This window comes from Bacillus sp. XB1 (assembly GCF_053557995.1).
Genome location: NZ_JBNRIL010000001.1, coordinates 1,663,223 through 1,683,915, shown reverse-complemented (window position 1 = coordinate 1,683,915; position 20,693 = coordinate 1,663,223). Strand labels below are relative to the sequence as shown.

Genomic DNA, 20,693 nt, shown 5'->3' with positions numbered 1-20,693 from the left:
GGCTACTTTATCGCTGGAATTTAAAGCGAATAAGTATAAAATAGATGGTTTGCCTTTATTTTATAGTAGATTTATAGAGTGTGCTTAAAAAACAAATAAATTAGTATTATACAATATATCGTTATTATAGTAAAAGAGAAATTTTGGAAAAATATCATTTTTTTGTTTAGAAATTTTTAAATTATTGATATAATCAATTTGTAGAATTGATTATTGGTTAATTTTACTATTTTTTAATTTTAAGGGGGATTTAATAATGGCAGGACAAATTCGTATGTCACCAGAGGAGCTTAAATCGAAAGCGACTCGATATGGACAAGGTGCAAATCAAATTGAGGACATTTTACGTCAACTACAAAACTTACAAAATGAATTAAGAGGAGAATGGGAAGGTCGTGCTTTCGAAGGTTTTGACCAACAGTTCAATCAATTAAAGCCAAAAGTACAAAACTTCGCACAGCTATTACAAGAAATTAATATGCAGCTTAATAAAACTGCAGAAGCTGTTGCTAGACATGACGAAGATCTTTCTCGTAATTTCGGTCTACAATAAGACAGATAAAAAGAAATATATAATTTAGCCATGCAACCATACGTTGTATGGCTAAATTACTTTAAAACTAGAGTAAGATACGAAGTCTTTCATTAGATAGACTCGCAGTCGCAGGAGTGATAAGTAGTGAAAAAGTTCAAATGGAGCATCTTGTTGTTTATTATTTTAGCTCTTGTACTATCAACAGGGGTCTCCTATTTAGCATTAAATCAAAATGTTAAGAAAGCTAATGAGAATACTACACCAAAAATGACAGTTGCGTTGGTAAATGAAGATCAGGGCACTGTATTTGAGGGCAATAAAATAGCGTTTGGAGATCAATTTGTTAAAAATGTAAATAAAAATACGAAACAAGAATGGTACGTAGTTAGCCGCGGGGTAGCGGAAAATGGATTGAAAAATAATAATTACAATATGATGATTGTTATTCCAAATGATTTTTCTAGGAAGGCAGTTGCGATTGATTCAGAGATTCCAGAGAAATTAACGTTAAACTACAAAGTAAATGCAACTGGGAATAAGGATTTGAAAGCTGAGGCAGAAAATACAGCTTCTGTTATTTTAGAAGATTTCAATAAGCAAATAATCGACGTTTATTTTGCGAGTATTATCGGTAAGCTACAAGGTGCACAAGATAATATAGGTAAAATAATTGAAAAAGGAAACGTTCAAACAACTATGTATAAAAAAGATATACATAGTCCGTTAGCAAATTACACAAATCAATTTAAAACAGTACAAGATTATACAGGTGTTTCTGTTAATAGTTTCAAAGGATTTCAGGATGTTTTAAAAGGTTTCGGTCAAGCGTTAGATGAAGGGAATAAATCTAACAGTACGTACTTAGATGGTTTTAATAACTTTCAAAAAATGCAAACTGATAACAATTTGTTAGCGAATAATTTCACAAATCAATTCAATCAATATATGAATGATATGAATACAGGCGATGCTTTAAAGCAATTAAGTGCATTGGAATCCGCTAATAAAATTATTTCAAATCAATTTACGTTTTCAGAGAAAGAACCGAATATTTTAACTGATGCTGCAGCGATTCAAAAATATTTAGCAGATGTAAAAAAACAAGTATCTGAATATGATACAGAACTTGCAGGAAAGTTAGAAAGTGATATTCAAGAGACGGTAATTAAGAAGTTAAAGCAATCTATGTCGAATGATGGAAAGCAAGAAATCTTCATAAATACATTAATGAAACAACCAGATGCTCGAATAAAGAAACAAATCGAGAATTTAATTGCGAAATTACCTAGTTTAAACATGGAAGAAATCGGTCAAAGTGATTTGCCAGATACAACGAAATTACAACTGCAAAATGTAATTCAATTTACAAAAAAATATAATAAAGAAAATAATTTTTATTATGATCCTGTAAATAAAATATCTTTAGGAAACGCTATTAAAGAAGTAAAGGATAGACTTTATACAGAGGGAATTACATTTAGTGATACTGCGAAAGTAATTAAAATGGAATCTCCGCAAATTTTGAAGATAAGTATTCCGGAAGAGTTTGAACTATATGGAAGTACAGAAGCTTTGAAGATTGATGATGTGGATTACACAAGTATGTTTCTGGAGAAAAACGGAGAAATCACTATACCTCCTCGTAATGAAGGGGATATAAAAATTAATCTGAATGTGAAGTTAAAAGATCCAAACATCAATATAGATGTTTTCTCTCCTGTAATGTGGCAGTGGGAATTGAGTGGGACTCATAAAAAAGAAACTAGTCCTGAAAAAGAAAAACCTAACAAAGAAGATAAAGGAACACAAACGGAAAATAGCAAGGTGGAAAATGTGGTTCATAAATCACAGTATGGCATAATGCCGTTAGTACACAGTGCTAAAAACCCTATTATTAAAAAAATGGAAAACACAACAGGGAAAGATAACGGAACTGGAGGAAACCCAGGAGGCGGAACGGGAACAGACAACGGAACCGGAGGAAACCCAGGAGGCGGAACGGGAACAGACAACGGAACCGGAGGAAACCCAGGAGGCGGAACGGGAACAGACAACGGAACCGGAGGAAATCCAGGAGGCGGAACGGGAACAGACAACGGAACCGGAGGAAACCCAGGAGGCGGAACGGGAACAGACAACGGGACCGGAGGAAATCCAGGAGGCGAAACGGGAACAGATAACGGTAAAGTTACTGAAAGTACAACGAATCAAGTAGTACATCAAAAAGCAGAAGTATTAACAAAAAATATATCTAGTGTATTAATAAAAGAAGCAGTAGATACAGTCGAAAGTTATCAAGGTTTAATGAGCCTTTACGAAATGTATTATGGGATTGATTTAAGAACGAAAGATGTAGGTCCTAAGTTAGAAGAGGGAAGTTTAGATGCAATTGCGACGGATCAATCTTTGTACTACGTATTAAATAAACAAAGTTTAATTGATTTAATTTCAAATCTTGTTTCATCAAGTATTACTACAGAAATAAAGCAAGATATGTCAGGTTTAAAACAAAAAATAAACTCTTATCAACAATCTATTACTAGTGCGGATCAAAATTCTATGCTACTAGCGGAGAAATTAAATGGAACGACGCAACAAGCAACTAGTATGAATGAAAATTTAGGAGAGTATTTAAAAGGTTTAGCGAAATGGCGTGAGAATAGCTTAAAGCTAGTTGAAGAGCAGCAAGTATTAACAACAAATCATGCTGGTGAGCAAACAGCTATTTTATCGTTAGATTCTGGTATTAAATCATTAATGATGCAAAGTCAGTCATTGGTCGAAAGTTCGAAGCATAGTTTAGCAACTTCAGACGATGTATATAAAACATTTGATCAAATTAATGGACAAGCAAAAGAAATTCAAGACAGCGGAACGACAATTGTTTCAAAAGCTGATCTATTATTAAATGACTTTACGAAGAAAATGGAAGATGATAAATCATTCTCCAAAAACTTTACGAAAATTTTAGCGAATAGCCGTATTGGAGATCGTCAAAATGAGATGCTATATGACTTTTTAGCTAGTCCAGTTCAAAAGCAAAATGATGGAGTAATTGTAGCAGGAAATGCTTTTACACCATACTTAATTGTATTAACTTGTTTCATTGTTGCATTATTTACAGCATACGCAATTGCGAATCAAGAAAAGAAACGAATGCAATCAGATCATTTTGAAGAGAAATTCTCATTAATTGATATGAATGTACCAACTACAGTAGTAGCTTTCGGTATATCAATTGTGGAAGGGATTAGTATAGGTATCATTTCTGGGCGTCTTTTAAAGTTCGGTCAGGATCAAAGTTTACTATGGATTGCGTTCATCACATTTATTATGATGGCGTTTGTATTGGTCTCAACCTACTTATTACGACAAATAAAAATGGTAGGAATGTTTATACTATTAGTATTTTTAAGCATGTACCTATTTTTAACTGAGGCAGTTGGAAGTAAAGTAGATCAAATGTCGTCTGTCGGAAAGATACGTCAATTCTCACCGCTTCAGTATATAGAAAGTTTTCTAAATGATTTTATTAGTGGTAAAGATACTGGGAAAGTTATTTTTGTCGTATTGTTTGTAATTGCCATTATTGGATTGGTTAGTAATCTATTTGTATGGCATAAGAAATGGGAGGAAAAAGAAGTAAATGATCAAACAATGGAGCATAGTGGCTAAGTTATCATTTCTCTCTATCCTTTTACTGTTTGTCGCGCTACCGATAAGGAGCGCGGCTGACAGTTATCTTGGTGATGATGGGAAGATTAAGTTTAAAGTGGATCGACTTGAAGAAAGCGACCAAGAAAAAAATAAAAAGGAACATAAGGAAACAGAATTAGATAAAGCATCGATTGAGTTATTTAACAAAGATATAGAAGAAGAAATTGAGAAAAAGAAAAAGAAAGAACAAAAAGATATGGAAGCTTTGCGAGATTCTCTTTTTACAAAACCAAAAGAGAATAATAGTGTTAAAGATACGAAAAATAGTTTGTTTAGCAGTGAATACATTGTCAGAAAAAGTGCAGATGAAGTAGCGAGTAATGAAACAATGAATGAAGAGCCAATTAGTATAACAATAATATTATTATTTGGCGGCGGCATTCTACTTATTTGCATCGGTATTTATACGGTTCTTCGTAAAAGTTGGAGGTAAAGCGATGGCAATACAAACACATATCAATGTGACAGTAGATTTTAGTAAATGGAATGGAAATACATATGATTTGCGTATTCCGAATCATCAATCTATTAAATATTTATTAAAAAACTTATTAGATACGCTAAAGATTGATAATCATGAAGGTTCACATTTTGTAATTAAAGTGAAAAATAAGTCAATTGTTTTAACAGATAATGATCGTTTAATTGATCACCAAATAACAGATGGAGATATTTTGCAAGTTTTATAAAGAATATTTTTTACTTTTAGTTATTTGAAAATAAGTTATTACGGGTTATAAAGAAAAGGAGAAGAGGATAAACATGACGGAAAAAATAATTCAAATTGATGCAATGAACTATCAATTTCAAATAGAAAAAGAAAATTGGAAATTGGAGATGACCAAATCTCAAACACGTATAAAAGACTTCCGTCAATTCGATATAATTACGGGCGAATCATCTGAATTTGTACCATTAACAATAGAAGAAACGGATGATATGTTTACGTTTCTATATCAAGTAGATAAAAAATTATATAAGTGGGACGATCTTAGCCGTTTTGGAAGAAATGAGAAATTAAGACTACTTCGGAATGTTGCGCAGTTTCGTAAATATTTAAATAAACGAATCACGTTCTTTTTACATCCAGACAATATAGTTTTTAATGCTAATTTAATACCAAGTATTATACATAGAGGAATTCGAGATATTGTTCCGCCAACCCCGTTATTAGAAGAGCAATTTTTAACACAATATAAGTGTCTAATTATTGCTTTATTCTCCCAAAAACATAACTTTGATGATTTGTATGCTGGGTTACTAAAAGATGCAAAAGAAACAACATTTGAACAGACCGTTGCTCAAATGGAAAGCTTAGATGCATTACTGCAGTTTCTTGATGACAGCTTTGAGAAGGAACAAACAAAAACAGAAAAAAATATGCAGTTAGTACCTAAAAAAAGCTATAAATCATTTAAATACTTAGCTTTTTCCTTCATAGCGGCGACAGTTATTTTAGCTGCTCCTTTAATATATTTCACTTTTATAAAATTTCCTTATCAAAATAAATTGTTAGAAGCAAATGCAAGTTTCATAGCAACTGATTATGACAAAGTCATTACGCAATTGAATGAAGAGGAGTTTGAATCATTACCGATTGCATCTAAATATGAGTTAGCATTCGCATACATTACAGCTGAAAAACTAGGTGAAGCTCAAAAGAAATCGATTATGAAAAATATTAGTTTGAAAAGTGATGAAAAGTATTTGCTGTATTGGATGTATAACGGAAAAGGTAATTTTGATAAATCATTAGATTTAGCTAAGACACTTGATGATCCTCAGCTTATTATGTACGGCCTTGTTAAACAAATTGAATCACTGAAAAATAATCCGGATTTATCAGGGGAAGAACGTGATCAAAAGTTAAAAACATATGAGCAACAATTAGATGAATATAAAAAGAAATATGGCAATTCATCAAACGATAAAAATTTGTCGGACACAGAGAAAAAAGAGTAAGCACTTGATGAGACAGTTGAAAAGGAGCAGTGAACACGGATGGAGCAACTATTAGTATTGACTTATGGAGACAAAATATATAAGTGCACATTACATCCAAATGAGCAATCAATAGTGTCGATTGGAAAAGAGTGGACAAATGATATTACGAATCCAAGTTTAGAACAAGAAGTAGAGTTAAAGTGGAATAATGAAGTAAATGCTTGGATGGTACAGGATCAATTAATAGAATTCAATAAGGAAATTGAGATTGGGAAAACAAGAGATGTGAGCTTGAAAATCTTTATATCTATTGTTGGCACAACTAAAGTGTTTGATATTGGAACGAAACATTCTCTTACAGTGAGTCAAAACGATTACGATGATATTTCTATTACCGGGACTAGTGTAGATTTAATGCTATCTCGCGAAACGTTGTACGATTCTTTTAAAGTGAACGTGTATGGCGGGGATGTATTTCATAATTATACGAAGTTAAAAGATAGCGTTATGTTGGAATCAGGAGACGTATTATATTTTGATGGTATTTTATTGGAGATTGGTAGTGAAGACATTCAAGTACTTTCTTCAGAAGATAAAGTGAAATCTGCGTTACCTATTTTAGTAGAATCAGAAACGAATTATCAAAGTGGTTATCCAGACTATCATCGTTCACCACGTATTATTTACCGTGAACCAGAAGAGAAAATGACAATTGCAAAGCCTTCAAGTATGCCATCAAAACCAACGGAGCATTTAGCAAGAATCATTGCACCTTCACTTGTCATGATTGTCGTAACTGTATTACTTGCTATTTTCATGAAATATGGAATGTTTATTATCGCATCGATTGCGATGACATTAGTAACAATCATTGTTTCTGTCACATCGTATATTAAAAATTTGAAGCAATATAAAGTCGACATTGTTGAACGAGATAAAAGCTATAGAGAGTATATAAAACAAAAAACGAAAGATTTACATGCAGAAAGTGAAAAACAGCGTCACGCATTACATTATCACAATCCAAATGTAGAAGTAATACGTAATATGGCAGTTCAAGTAAATCCTAGAATTTATGAAAAAACAATGTTACATCATGATTTCTTAACATTTAGCGTTGGAACAGGACAAGCTAATACGAGTTTTGAAATTCAATTTAATGAAGAAGAGTTTAGTCAAACGAAAGATGAATTAATCGATATAGCACGTGAACTAAGACAGCGTTATCTATCATTGGAAGATGTACCAGTTGTAACAGATTTAATGAATGGACCAGTCGGTTATATTGGCCAACGCTCTTTAGTGTTAGAACAATTACAATTATTAGTTGCACAAACGGCTTTATTCCATAGTTATTATGACTTGCAGTTTATTACTATTTTTCCGGAAGAAGAAAAAGAAAAATGGGATTGGATGCGCTGGTTACCTCATGGAAGTGTTCGCGATATAAATGTACGTGGATTTGTATACCATGATCGTAGCCGTGATCAAGTGTTAAATAGTTTGTATCAAATATTGAAAGAACGAAAATTAAAACTAGATGAAAAAAGTTCTACTAATGAAAAAATGTACTTTGCACCGCACTATGTCGTTCTCATTACAGATGAAAAACTAATATTAGACCATGTTGTTATGGAATTCTTTAATGATGATCCGAGTCAATTAGGTGTATCACTTGTATTTGTACAAGATGTTATGCAAAGTTTACCGGAGCATGTGAAAACGGTAATAGATATAAGAGATGCAAAACAAGGGAACATCATCTTAGAGCAAGGAGAGCTTGTTAACCGTCAATTTAAACTAAATCACGTACCGAAAGGGTTCAATTTAGAAGATATTTCACGGGCATTAGCACCATTAAATCATTTGCAAAACTTAAAAAATAGTATTCCAGAAAGCGTAACATTTTTAGAAATGTACGGCGTTGAAAAAGTAAAAGAACTGAATATCACAAGTCGTTGGGAGAAAAATGCAGCGCATAAATCTTTAGCTGTACCACTTGGATTACGTGGTAAAGAAGATATCGTAAACTTAAACTTACACGAAAAAGCACACGGACCACACGGATTAATAGCAGGTACAACAGGTTCAGGTAAATCGGAAATTATACAATCGTATATTTTATCTCTAGCAGTCAATTTTCACCCGTACGAAGTAGCCTTTTTACTAATTGACTATAAAGGCGGCGGAATGGCGAATTTATTCAAAAACTTACCGCATTTATTAGGAACAATTACGAACTTAGATGGAGCACAAAGTATGAGAGCGCTCGCATCAATTAAAGCTGAATTACAAAAAAGACAACGATTATTTGGCGAAAATGATGTAAACCATATTAATCAGTATCAAAAACTGTATAAAGAAGGCTTAGTAAGTGAACCGATGCCACATCTATTTTTAATTAGTGATGAATTCGCGGAACTGAAGTCAGAACAACCAGAATTTATGAAAGAGTTAGTTTCAACAGCGCGTATCGGTCGTTCACTCGGAATTCATTTAATATTAGCTACGCAAAAACCAAGTGGTGTTGTAGATGATCAAATTTGGAGTAACTCGAAATTCAAACTAGCACTAAAAGTTCAAAATACGTCAGATAGTAATGAAATTTTAAAAACACCAGATGCTGCTGAAATTACATTACCAGGACGTGCTTACTTACAAGTTGGGAATAATGAAATTTATGAACTATTCCAATCAGCTTGGAGCGGAGCAGACTATGTAGAAAACAAAGAGGATAAAGAACATTTAGACGCAACAATCTATGCAATAAATGATCTAGGACAATATGAAATATTAAGTGAAGATTTAAGTGGACTTGGTAGCAGTAAAGAAGTAATAAGCGTACCATCTGAACTGGATGCTGTTATTGACTACATTCACGATTACGCAGAAATAAATGAAATTGAAGCATTAGCAAGACCGTGGTTACCACCACTTCCAGAAAGCGTATATTTACAAGACTTACATGCTATTCAGTTCAAAGAAGCATGGACGAAAGAAAAGAAACCATTACAAGCAACAATTGGCCTACTAGATCAGCCTGAATTACAATCACAAACACCATTAACACTAGATATTAGTAAAGACGGACACGTAGCGGTCTTCTCAAGCCCTGGCTACGGAAAATCAACATTCTTACAATCAGTCATTATGGATGTAGCTCGTCAGCATAGTCCGGAGCATTTGCATGTGTATTTAGTGGACCTTGGAACAAATGGTCTTCTACCTTTGAAAGGATTACCTCATGTAGCGGATACGATTACGATTGATGAATCTGAAAAATGTTTAAAGTTTGTTGAAAGATTAACTCAAGAAATGAAAAATCGTAAACGATTATTAAGTGAATATGACGTTGCAAATATTGAAATGTATGAAAAGGCAAGTGGGAAAGAAATACCACATATTATTATTGCGATCGACAATTATGATGCAGTAAAAGAAGCGAAGTTCTATGAAAGCTTTGAAATGCTAATTATGCAAATTGTCCGAGATGGAGCAAGTTTAGGAATTCATACCTTAATTAGTGCAGGGCGACAAAATGCACTTAGAATTCAATTGTACAATAATATTAAAATTCAAACTTGCCTATATATGATTGATCAAAGTGAAGTAGCTAGTATTGTAGGGAGATCTGATATAAAAGTGGAAGAAACAGCAGGAAGAGCGTTAATAAAACTAGAATCTCCTACATTATTCCAGGTTGCATTACCTACGAAAGCAGAAGATGAATTACAGCAAATTCAATTATTACAACAAGAAGCAAATGATATGGACCGAGAATGGGATGGAGAACGTCCGAAGGCAATTCCAATGATGCCAGAAATTATTGATATTGCTACTTATCGTAAAAATAAAGACGTTACAAAAGCCCTACAAGCAGCAAGAATTCCAATGGGGCTTGATTTTGCAAACGTAGAAGTTGTAGCTCATGATATTGCAGTGAATGATCATTTAATGATTTATAGTGTAGATGATAGTATGAGAAAACAAATTGTATCTAGCATCCTATCTCAATTGAATAAAGATTATTTTGAAAGTGTGACGTTAGTGGATACAGCAGAGTATAGTTTCGTTCAATATAAAGATAATGTGACGCACTACATTGTAGACGAAAATGAAATCAATATGCATGCGAAGTATTGGATGGAAGTAATTCGCGAACGAGCTCTTGAATTAGCGCAAGCAAGACAAGAAGGTAGAGAAATTCCTGCATTCACAAAACAACTCATTATCATGACAAATGTTGAAGAGTTTAGTAAATTTGTTTATTTAGAAATGGAGGATGCAGCAACTTTAATTGATCTATCTCGTACAGTAGGCATTTACTTTGTATTAGCAGGTCACCACGACTACATGGACCGAAATCGTGAAGCTCTACCTATTAAAATGAGAAGTAAGCTAACAGCAGCAATTATCGCAATGCCATTAAATGATCAAAGTATCTTCAACATAAAATATATAAGCAACGAAGCGCCATTAGGTAAAGATGAAGTGTATTACTATCAAAAAGGGAACATAATGAAACTAAAAATGCCTAGAGTAACTAACGAGGTGACAGTATGAAATTAAAGAAGAAAGCTAAGGTGATGATAGTCGTGTCAATAGTGGCAAGTTTATTAAGTGGATGTGGTTTTGGGGAAAAGCAAATAGATTATAAGCCATTTGTCAAAGCTTTGGATGAAGGTGACATGAGAAAGGTTATGTCTGCGAGTGATGATGGGTATGCGTATGTGAAGGAACGGGTTATTGATTTTACGACAGAAAAAAATGGTGATGACAGAATTCATAATACACTATATCAAACTACTGAAGGTATATATAATTTGAAAGAAAATTTATTGTATGGAGAGACCACTCAAAAAATAACAAGTGATATTAAGAACATAAAAGATAGACATAAGGATAATAAATATAAAGAAGAAGAAAAATATAGCACTAGGTTCATGTATAAAGATAGAAAGGGTTACAGTACTGATTCGAGCTTGGATGTTTCACATGTAAAACTAATTTTTAATAGATTGCAAGGTGTTGGGAGTTTACAACTGAAAGTAGATGGAAATAAAAAGAAATTTAATGAACCAAATACAGTTGGTTTTACGTTAACGGAATCACAATTTCAAGAAATAATTAACGATAAATTGAATTTGCAATATGATAGTTTTGAAACAGCATCAATTGTATTTAATTTTAACGATTCTAAAGATACGAAACAGCATCCAATGCAAATAATACAATTAATAATTTCAATTGTATATGAAAAGAAAAATAGTGAGGGAAAATTATTAACACATACTCAGCAAATATCTGTGAATTTTAGTAGTAAAAAGGATAATGATCAGGAAGCCAAGCAAGATTATGTGAATTATGAAAAGTCTTTTCAAAATAATAAATCATTCTAAGGGAGCTGATTTTTTTGAAGAAAGGTGTGGAAAAAAAAGAGGATTTAAGAATAAACTCTGATATGGGAAAGTTAGAGCTCGCTGGGCAAGATATATATAATTTTAGAGATGGCAAAGAACCGTATAATAATATTGGGGAGGATGCCGAAGAGAAAAACGAAGATCTCTTAGAAAAAAAATTTAATGCAAGACTAATAGATTCAGCAGAAGATAAAGACACCGGATTTGCTGCTTACGCATTTAAAGATAATAAAACAGGAGAAGTTATTATTTCATATGTTGGGACGGAACCTGGAAAAGACAACAATAGTGATGTAGTAGTAGATGCAGAGATAGGTGTTCACAATTTAACAAATGCAAATAAATTAGCATTTAGTAATTGGGAACATGAATTAAAAGTAAAACAATATGACCAAGGAGAGGCATTTTATGAAAAAATGAAACAATATGCTAATGGTAAAACTATTAGTATAACAGGACATTCTTTGGGCGGAGGTATTGCAAATACAGTAGCATTAAGGCATCAAAAAGACGATATTGATGTTTTAACACTAAATCCAGCTCCAGTTTTAAATCGAGATGTAGATAAATTCGGTAATGGGTTTGATATGAAAAATGTTCGGAATATCATTAATCAGAATGATCCTCTACATATTGGGATAAAGGCAGCAGACTTCACACTTCCAGGAAGAATGTATAAAATTCCGAATCAAGCAGGACACTCATATGCTTTTACAGAGAAGGATTATGATGAGAATGGACATCTAATATGGATTGATAAACTAACAAGTGATAATGACACGGGGTGGGATGCTATCCCGGGGTTTCTGGAATTTGCTCAATCTGCTGGGGCTATTTACACAGGAACTATACATGATGTATTTCATAGAAAAGTTTCTATACATGAAGAAAAGATAGCTGGAGTTACACTTAATTTGATATTAAGTGCAACGCCAATTTCTACTATTATAAACGGAATATTAGGTTACTCGGACATTGTACAAGGTAGCAAGGAGCTTGAAAAGCTAAAAGATAAAGTTCAAGAAGGTTTTTCAAGATTAAATACAAAGTATGAAGGGCTAAAATCTCAAATTACAGCAGAAGCAATCCAATTTAGTATAATGGCTACAGTTGAAATAAAAGGAGCGATAGATATCGCTGTAGAATGGATTGAAACAACTTTAGCGAAATGTAAGGAAAAAGTTTTAGAAGTATTAGAGTCTGTATTTAATACTGCTATAAATTTTTTAGCTGGAAGTGTTGTAGTATATTTAGCTACAAGTGAAATTTTAGAAATTGCAAAAGAAGTTGCAGCTTCTTACGTGCAAGATTTACTAGATTTGTTTAAAGGAGATTTTGTAGTTGATACAAATGTAGCTGCAATTGTATCTGAACATATATTAAGTCATCGTCACTCATTGTTAAATCTTTTTATGAATGACAACAGCAGGGGGATAAACCGTTCTTTATTAGGTGAAATTGCTAAAGATGTGAAGGAGTTATCAAAAGATTTAAAGCAATTAAACGACGATGTTTCAGAAGCGGTATTTTCTATGTTTGCAAAAGACGAAGAATTAGGAGCAGTTTCATATTATTAAAACTCCAAGTTTATAAATTTAAAAGAGAGGGGAATGAAGGTGGATTTACATACAATAATGTCAAGAGTTCATAGTACATTTCCAGCTAGTGGTGGACGAGAACAAATTATAAACGTTGTAGTGCAATTGGAAAAAGCAGCTGCATCTTTAACGGGGGATATTAGAAGGTTAGAGAGTAGTATTGATAGCACATTACAAGGAAAAACACGTGAGGCATTTATTGATCGTATCCGTCAATTAGAGAAAAAAAGACAAAAAATAGAAGAGAAAATTAGCGTACTAAAAGGGACAGTGAATTAATATGAAAGACTATATGGATAAAGTATTACCTTTAGGCAGTGTTGTAAGATTGGGTCTTAAAGAAGAGGAAGATGTGGAGTATGTAATCACTACGAGAGGTTTATTACTTGATGAAAACACATTCTATGATTATGGTGGAGTGTTGCATCCAGTGGGTTTAACCGAAGAAACGTATAAATTATTTAACCACACGGATATTGCAGAGGTTAAATTTGAAGGGTATCGAAATAAAATTGAAGGTCAATTCGCAGCTAAGTTTAAAATGTGGCGAAATGAGTTTGTTGAAAAAGTAATTGAAAAAAATAAAAAGCAACAACAAGCACAAGAGTTAGAAATAAAGGGAAAAAAAGAAATTTAAAAGGAAATAAGCTTTCCTCTTCCAAAAATGGAAAGAGGAAAGCTTATTTTGATTGAATAAGGGTGTCAGTATGAAGTTAAAGAAGAAAGCTAAGATGATAATAGTTCTGTCAATAGTAGCAAATTTATTAAGTGGATGTGGTTTTGGGGAGACGAAGATAGAGTATGAGAGATTAGTAAAGGCATTGGATGAAGGTGATATGAAGACGGTTATGTCTGCGAGTGATGAAGGGTATGTGTATGTGAAAGAAGAGGTTAGGGATAGCACTTTTATTGAGGATAATAATAAGCAAATAGGAGTAGTTTATCAAACAACGCAAGGTATTTATAGTATTAAAGATAATATTCTTTTTGGTGAGGCACAAAAGAAAGTCAATACTCCAGTTGAGGATGAAAAACATAGTGACAACCCACAATATAAAGAAGAAGTTGTATTCAAGTCAGATATAAGATACGAAAATGGACAGCTAGAAGCTTCAAATCGAGGGAAAGATATGTCTAATATAAAATTAATGCTTAATAGAGTGCAAGGAATAAAAGAATTGAAACCAAATGTGAATAAAAAAAGCTTCAGCCAACCAGCTACGATAAGCTATAATTTATCAGAAATTCAATTTAAAGAGATATTTAATGGGAATTTAGAATTAAAGTATGGGAAGTTTAGTTATGCAACACTACTAATTGAATTTAATTCTGCTAAGGATACAAAGGAAAATCCGATGGAAATAACAGAGATAACAATTTCGATAGGCTATAAACAAAGAAATGAAGAAAATAATATGATTAGGCATGATCAAGAAATAACAACATATTTACGTAATAAAGAAGAAAATAATCGGAAATCAAAAAAAGATTATTTACAATATGAAAAGAAATTTAAAGAAAGCCATTAATATATATAAGGGGGAGAATATGGCGAACGAGGAAGATTATAAATTAAGTAGTGATGTAGGAAAATTAAGATTATCGGCAAGAGATATTTATGATTATAATGCACAAGAAAAAATATAATAATTCTGATCCAATAATAAATAAATAGAAATTACAAGACAACTTTAATGCTAATCTTATAGTTTCTGATGATATTCATTCAGTAACTGGATTTGGGGCATATGCTTTAGAGGATAGAAACACGCATGAAATTTTCATTGTATACGTTGGAAACCAACCGAGCCAAATAGGCTATTTAGCAACCGATGGAGCAATTTGGCTGCATAATTTAACTAATTCACCTATATTGGGGTCATTAGCGGAATTTCAGTATAGTCAAGCAGAAAAATTTTATGAAAAAGTCAAGGCGGGTAATAAAGGAAAGAAGATAACTTTACTAGGGCACTCTTTAGGTGGCGGAGCAGCGAATACAGTTGCATTAAGACATCAAGAAGATAATATAAACGTATTAGCTTTAAATCCTGCGCCTGTTTTAAATAAGGATGTGGTTAAGTACGTATACGGGACCAATATGAAGAATTGCCGCAGTCTTATAAATGAATATGGTCCTTTGGATGGCGCCATTAAAGCCACAGATTTTGTAATACCTGGACAGGTTTATAAAATGGAAAATGGGGATATTTCGGTATTTTTATAGTTAGGAAAAAGTTATTCTAAAAGGAGTAAGTTGGGTGAATCATAGACGCAAGAAAAAGAAACCGAAACAAATAAGAAAAGAAGCTGTTCAGATAAAACCGATAGTAGAAGAAAAACCACTAAAGAAGAGTAGCAACAAGTTAGTTGATATTCTCCTAGGTATTCTTCTTTTTCCAATTCTTATATGGGCTGTCTTGGAAGGTTGTACAACACAAGTAAGCAAAGGGAAGACTTTCCTTATTATCGTTTTCTTTCTCTTAATTGCAATAGGGTTATCTATGATAGGAAACAAATAAGGGGGAGTGCAGATGTTTAAGAAGAAGGAGAAAAAAAACATTTACGTTAGATTGGTAAACACACAAGGGGAAATCATTCGAGAGTTTAATTGTACAGAAAAAGACTTGCGAAAAGTAAAAGAAAATGGTACTGAAATTCGTTTGGTTGGAGATAACTCATATGAGATGGTAGCAACCGATGAACAATTACAAAAACTAGCAAGAGCTGAAGCAGAAATCGAAGCGGAAATTAAGGCATGGGAAGATGCTTTAAATGAGAGTTTGGATGAACGCGAAGAAAGAGAAGCGAGACAGAAAGAATTGAAAGAAAAGAATAAATGGAGTACAAAGAAGAAAGTAATCGTATTTGGACTGATATTTTTTGTATTTATTGGATTACCTATTATCGAAGGGTATCAAAATAGTAAATTAGTTGAAGAAGGTACATCATTAAATGCAGAAATTGTAGGTAGGCATGTAGAGAAGGAATTCATGTTTACACACCCCACATTAGTAGTTGAGGTAGATGGTAAAAAGCATAATGTATGGGTAAGTGAAGAGACATATAACGGAGCAGAGTGGTTAGGTAGACTAAAAGTCATCAAAACAAAAGATGGTAAAGTTGAGAAAGACCCTAGATATGAGGGGAAAGACTTAATTACGAGTTATTAAGCAGTATGTTTTTAGTATTCGCTTCTCTCAAATTAAATAACATTATTATTTGCAAAAATCGAATCCATTAAAATAAAAAACAAATTTTAAATAACTGTAATAACCTCCTAGCATATTGTTGATGGGAGGTTATCACCTTTCTGAAGATAAAATTAAAGCTATATTATCTCGATACAATTGTGATGACAGTAACGTTTTTACTAAGTGAGTGCAATTTCAGAGAAACAAAAATAGAGTATGAGGGATATGGTTAAGTGAAAGAGAGAAGAATATTTAGAGCTTTTGAGGAGAAAGAAGGCTATTTGAACTATCAAAAGTATTCTGATTATGTACGGTAATTAATATAGAGATAATATTATCTGAATATAGTTACACAAAGATGAATGTACTTAAAAAGTTAGGAATGTAATGGGATTTTAGTGAATGAAAATTATTTAAACTGTATAGAAGGTGAAAAGTCAGGATGTGGAATATAAAAGAGGAAGATTTAGAAGCATTTCGGATGACATGCAGAAGGCGTTTAAGTCTTGAAGGTGCGACGGGATTTATGCTCGGAACGATATTTTATACTTCATTATTTATGGTTATTATTTTTATAGGAGGAATAGATTATTATACTACCTTGTTTGATAAGGTAATTGTTAGGATTGAATTAGTGTTATATGGTTTGCAAGTAATGTTTTTAATTCTATATTTATTCCCTAAAGCTCGTTATAAATTTCAAAAATTACAAACGCTCGTTATATTATTATATGCATTTCAACTTGGAACTATCGGATGCACGTTATTTGTTCTTTCTGGAATGATTGAGCATTCAATTGATCTCAATACACGTGTTTATGTAGGTCTATTAGTATTAGGTGGAATTATTGTTCATATTGTGACAACAGTTGATACATTTAAACAAGCAAGCGAAGGTGCATTTAGTAGTGGGGACAAATCAGATTCGTTTTTTAGTAAAACAAAGGGACATGTTATACAAGGTGCTGTAATTTATGTGTTAATTCTTCTTGTTTTGATTTATATAAATAATAATTACTCATTAAACACAATGTTTGGTTATGTTATGTGTAATGTTGTTATGTATGCAGTAGCCATTGGAGCGGCAGAATTCCAACTATTGGCGTACTGTAGATTTAAATTCAAGTCATTTAATATGTCATGGGAAGAGAATGAGAGAATGCGAAAGCGAAATACAAAATCTAAAACGAAAAGTAAATAAGGGTGAAATGTATTACTTTCCAAAAAGGAACATAATGAACTTAAAAATGCCTAGAGAAATCAACGGGGTGTCAGTATGAAGTTAAAGAAGAAAGCCAAGACGATGATAGTTCTGTCAATAATAGCAAATTTATTAAGTGGATGTGGTTTTGGGGAGACGAAGATAGAGTATGAGAGATTAGTAAAGGCATTGGATGAAGGTGATATGAAGACGGCTATGTCTGCGAGTGATGATGGGTATGCTTATGTGAAAGAAGAGGTTAGGGATAGCACGTTTGGGGCGGAAAATGATAATCGCATTAGCGTTGTATATCAAACAACAGGAGGAGTATACAATATTAAAGAAAAAAAGTTCTATGGAACAACTTTGCAAGAAATTGCTAGTTCATTAAATAGTGAGCAAAAAAAAGAAGAGATTGTATATAGAACTAGTATTAAATATGAAGATAATCAATCAAAAAGTCCAAATCAAAATTTGGATGTTTCGAATGTTCGATTTATATTTAATAGATTAAAGGGAATAGATAGTTTAAGACCAAAAAAAGATAAAAAAAGATTTAGTGAGTCATCCAAGGTAACATATTACTTAACTGAATCGGAATTTCAAGAAATAATTAATAATAAGTTAAAGGTGGACTACGATAAATTTGATGAAGCAATATTATTAATGGAATTTAGTTCGGCGAAAGATTCAAAAGAAAATCCAATGGAATTCACTACAATAAGCATCACAATGGGATATGAAAAAAAGAATAAAGAAGGCCGATTAATAAGGCATGATCAAAAAATAGCAATCTATTTAAATACTAAAGAAGATAACGATAAAGCTTCTAAAACCCGATATGAGGAGTATAAAAAACAATATTTGAATAATAAGTAATGTATAAAATAAGGGGAAAGGTGTAGTTATGGCATGAGTAAAAGGTTAGTTAAAAAAATAGTTATTGTAATGACAGTAACGTTTTTACTAAGCGCGTGCAGTTTCGGGGAAAAAATAGAATATGAGAGATTAGTAAAGGCATTGGATGAAGGTGATATGAAAACGGTTATGTCTGCGAGTGATGATGGATATGCATATGTGAAAGAAGAGACTAGCGACAGTACTTATGAAGAAAAAGAAGATGGTGAACATAGCAGGATAATATATCAAACAACCCATGGAGTATATAATGTGAAAGAAGACGACTTATATGGGAAAACAACTCAAAAGGTTGTTACTGATATAAAAAATGATAGAAACGTTGGTAGTAATCAAAATTACAAAAAAGAAACGGTCTATAGTACAAATTTAAAAAATGAAAAATCCCGTTCAGTAGCCCAGGATCAAGCTATGAATGTTTCATATGTAAAATTAATGTTTAGAGGATTAAATGAACTTAGTAAATTGAAACCGAGTGGAGATACAAAAAGATTTAGTGAACCGAGCATAATAAGCTATGATTTAACTGAATTACAGTTTAAAAACATCATGAATGATAAGTTAAATTTAAAATATGATAAATTTGATTCTGCAATATTGATGATTGAATTTAATACGCCTAATGATACAAAAGAAAATCAAATGAGAATAACACAAATAACAATATCGGTAAATTATGAAGAAAAAAAAGAAGATAAGCTTATAAAACGCAATCAAGAGATTTCAACATATTATCATACCAGGGAAGATAATAATCAAAGCTCTAAAAAAGAATATGTAAATTATGAAAAAGAGTATATAAATCAAAAATAATATATTTTAATTGAATTTTGAGAACGATAAATGTTGTGAAGATATGAGTAAAGGGGTAGTGAAAAATAGTTACTGTGATAACAGTTATGTTTTACTGAGCGCGTATAGTTTTGGTAAATCAAAATAGAGTATGAGAGTCTAATAAAGGCATTGGATGAAGGTGACAAGAAGACGGTTATACTTAATTGAAAGAAGAATATTTGGAACTTTTGAGGAAAAAAGACACTACTTGAACCATCAAAAAGCATTCTGATTAGATGATTATGGTAATTAATATGGTAATGATATACCTAAAAGATTATCTGAATTTAGTTGTACAAAAATCTATGTACTTAAAAATATTAAGAATGGAATAGAATTTTAGTGGATGAAAATTATTTAAACTGTATAGAAGGTGAAATGTCAGGGTGTGGAAAATAAAAGAAGAAGATTTAGATAAATTTCGAATAACATGTCAAGGCCGTTTAAGTCCTGAAGGTGCTACGGGTTTTATGCTTGGAACAATATTTTATATTTCAATATTTATGTTTATTATTTTTGTAGGGAATTTGAATTACTACAACAATTTTTTTGATAGAACAATTGTTAAAACTGAAATTGTGTTATTTAGTATTCAAATTATATTTTTAATTATATATCTATTTCCGAAAGCATGTTTTAAATTTCAAAAGTTACAAACGCTCGTTATATTATTATATGCGTTTCAGCTTGGAACGATATTATTTGTAGTTTCGATTGTCTCTGAAATGGCTGACAATTCAACTGGTAGGATGTATACTGGGCTACTATTTGTAGGGGCAGTTATTATTCATATTGTAGCAACGCTAGATACATTTAAACAAGCAAGTGAAGGTGCGTTTAGTAGTGGTGAAAGATCCACCTCTTTTTTTAGTAAGACAAAAGGAGCTATGATTAAGGGGGCTATAATATATGTATTAATACTACTTATTTTGATGTATTTTCAAAATGATTATTCAATTGATTTTTTTGTTATGTATGGAGTGGGAACTGTATTAATGTATGCGGTTGCAATTGGAGCGGCAGAATTCCAACTATTGGCGTACTGTAGATTTAAATTCAAGTCATTTAATATGTCATGGGAAGAGAATGAGAGAATGGGTGGGAGAATTCGAAAGCGAAATAAGAAATTCAAAACGAAAAATAAAGTGAAACTTTAATCAGTGGGGGTTTTCTTCATCCCCCACTGATTATTAGTTGAACCAATCGGACTTTTATGGGCAGTTGATCCCCCACCTAACTTCTTTGCTTTCGCTGCATTTTGAGGTGGGGGTCTTACTGCCCATTAAAGCGGGATAAATAATATATTAATAGAATTTTAGTGTTTGAAAAATAATT

17 protein-coding genes and 3 pseudogenes are annotated in these 20,693 nt (G+C 32.3%); all 20 read left to right on the top strand.

Annotation, left to right across the window (positions count from 1 at the left end; all coding sequences use genetic code 11):
* Nucleotides 1-256: 256 nt before the first annotated feature.
* The 20 genes and pseudogenes from ACK1U5_RS08485 to ACK1U5_RS08390 all read left to right on the top strand — a co-directional run bounded on the left by ACK1U5_RS08485 (nucleotide 257) and on the right by ACK1U5_RS08390 (nucleotide 20,515).
* The gene (locus ACK1U5_RS08485; protein ID WP_000918601.1) at nucleotides 257-553 is read left to right on the top strand and encodes a WXG100 family type VII secretion target; all 297 of its coding nucleotides are present in this window, start codon (nucleotides 257-259) and stop codon (nucleotides 551-553) included.
* Nucleotides 554-679: 126 nt separating this feature from the next.
* On the top strand, nucleotides 680-4,210 hold the full coding sequence (gene esaA / locus ACK1U5_RS08480) for a type VII secretion protein EsaA (RefSeq protein WP_061139415.1): 3,531 nt from the start codon (nucleotides 680-682) through the stop codon (nucleotides 4,208-4,210).
* Nucleotides 4,182-4,685, top strand: a complete 504-nt coding sequence (gene essA, locus ACK1U5_RS08475) for a type VII secretion protein EssA (protein WP_000595655.1) — start codon at nucleotides 4,182-4,184, stop codon at nucleotides 4,683-4,685. Before esaA ends, essA begins: the two co-directional genes overlap by 29 nt.
* 4 nt (nucleotides 4,686-4,689) lie before the next feature.
* On the top strand, nucleotides 4,690-4,941 hold the full coding sequence (locus ACK1U5_RS08470; protein ID WP_001007571.1) for an EsaB/YukD family protein: 252 nt from the start codon (nucleotides 4,690-4,692) through the stop codon (nucleotides 4,939-4,941).
* Nucleotides 4,942-5,014: 73 nt separating this feature from the next.
* The gene (gene essB / locus ACK1U5_RS08465) at nucleotides 5,015-6,214 is read left to right on the top strand and encodes a type VII secretion protein EssB (RefSeq protein WP_000136611.1); all 1,200 of its coding nucleotides are present in this window, start codon (nucleotides 5,015-5,017) and stop codon (nucleotides 6,212-6,214) included.
* A gap of 39 nt (nucleotides 6,215-6,253) precedes the next feature.
* Nucleotides 6,254-6,535, top strand: a pseudogene (locus tag ACK1U5_RS08460) (FtsK/SpoIIIE N-terminal domain-containing protein); the annotation flags it as partial.
* Nucleotides 6,530-10,759 (top strand): annotated as a pseudogene (gene essC / locus ACK1U5_RS08455) (type VII secretion protein EssC); the annotation flags it as partial. The pseudogenes ACK1U5_RS08460 and essC, both read left to right, overlap by 6 nt.
* Entirely contained in the window at nucleotides 10,756-11,595 is an 840-nt protein-coding gene (locus ACK1U5_RS08450) for a DUF3952 domain-containing protein (protein ID WP_070183744.1), read from the top strand. The pseudogene essC and the gene ACK1U5_RS08450, both read left to right, overlap by 4 nt.
* 14 nt (nucleotides 11,596-11,609) lie before the next feature.
* Nucleotides 11,610-13,193: a lipase family protein gene (locus ACK1U5_RS08445; RefSeq protein WP_000715953.1), complete on the top strand. Its 1,584-nt coding sequence runs from the start codon at nucleotides 11,610-11,612 to the stop codon at nucleotides 13,191-13,193.
* Nucleotides 13,194-13,232: 39 nt separating this feature from the next.
* Nucleotides 13,233-13,493, top strand: a complete 261-nt coding sequence (locus ACK1U5_RS08440; protein ID WP_000363098.1) for a hypothetical protein — start codon at nucleotides 13,233-13,235, stop codon at nucleotides 13,491-13,493.
* 1 nt (nucleotide 13,494) lies between these two features.
* A complete protein-coding gene (locus tag ACK1U5_RS08435; protein ID WP_000656384.1) occupies nucleotides 13,495-13,851 on the top strand; it encodes a DUF4176 domain-containing protein in 357 nt (118 codons plus the stop codon).
* Nucleotides 13,852-13,921: 70 nt separating this feature from the next.
* Nucleotides 13,922-14,743: a DUF3952 domain-containing protein gene (locus ACK1U5_RS08430; RefSeq protein WP_000768454.1), complete on the top strand. Its 822-nt coding sequence runs from the start codon at nucleotides 13,922-13,924 to the stop codon at nucleotides 14,741-14,743.
* Nucleotides 14,744-14,762: 19 nt separating this feature from the next.
* Nucleotides 14,763-15,435 (top strand): annotated as a pseudogene (locus tag ACK1U5_RS08425) (lipase); the annotation flags it as partial.
* A 37-nt stretch (nucleotides 15,436-15,472) separates the two neighbouring features.
* The gene (locus ACK1U5_RS08420; RefSeq protein ID WP_001016548.1) at nucleotides 15,473-15,733 is read left to right on the top strand and encodes a hypothetical protein; all 261 of its coding nucleotides are present in this window, start codon (nucleotides 15,473-15,475) and stop codon (nucleotides 15,731-15,733) included.
* 12 nt (nucleotides 15,734-15,745) lie between these two features.
* Nucleotides 15,746-16,384, top strand: coding sequence for a hypothetical protein (locus ACK1U5_RS08415; RefSeq protein WP_000473571.1), 639 nt, complete (start codon nucleotides 15,746-15,748; stop codon nucleotides 16,382-16,384).
* Between the two features lie 463 nt (nucleotides 16,385-16,847).
* The gene (locus ACK1U5_RS08410) at nucleotides 16,848-17,606 is read left to right on the top strand and encodes a hypothetical protein (RefSeq protein WP_000267149.1); all 759 of its coding nucleotides are present in this window, start codon (nucleotides 16,848-16,850) and stop codon (nucleotides 17,604-17,606) included.
* 75 nt (nucleotides 17,607-17,681) lie between these two features.
* Nucleotides 17,682-18,485, top strand: a complete 804-nt coding sequence (locus tag ACK1U5_RS08405; protein WP_069604982.1) for a DUF3952 domain-containing protein — start codon at nucleotides 17,682-17,684, stop codon at nucleotides 18,483-18,485.
* 33 nt (nucleotides 18,486-18,518) lie between these two features.
* Nucleotides 18,519-19,337: a DUF3952 domain-containing protein gene (locus ACK1U5_RS08400; protein ID WP_000044423.1), complete on the top strand. Its 819-nt coding sequence runs from the start codon at nucleotides 18,519-18,521 to the stop codon at nucleotides 19,335-19,337.
* 117 nt (nucleotides 19,338-19,454) lie between these two features.
* Nucleotides 19,455-19,526, top strand: coding sequence for a DUF3952 domain-containing protein (locus tag ACK1U5_RS08395; protein ID WP_117616460.1), 72 nt, complete (start codon nucleotides 19,455-19,457; stop codon nucleotides 19,524-19,526).
* A 218-nt stretch (nucleotides 19,527-19,744) separates the two neighbouring features.
* Nucleotides 19,745-20,515, top strand: coding sequence for a hypothetical protein (locus ACK1U5_RS08390; protein ID WP_070179288.1), 771 nt, complete (start codon nucleotides 19,745-19,747; stop codon nucleotides 20,513-20,515).
* The last annotated feature ends 178 nt before the right edge of the window (nucleotides 20,516-20,693 follow it).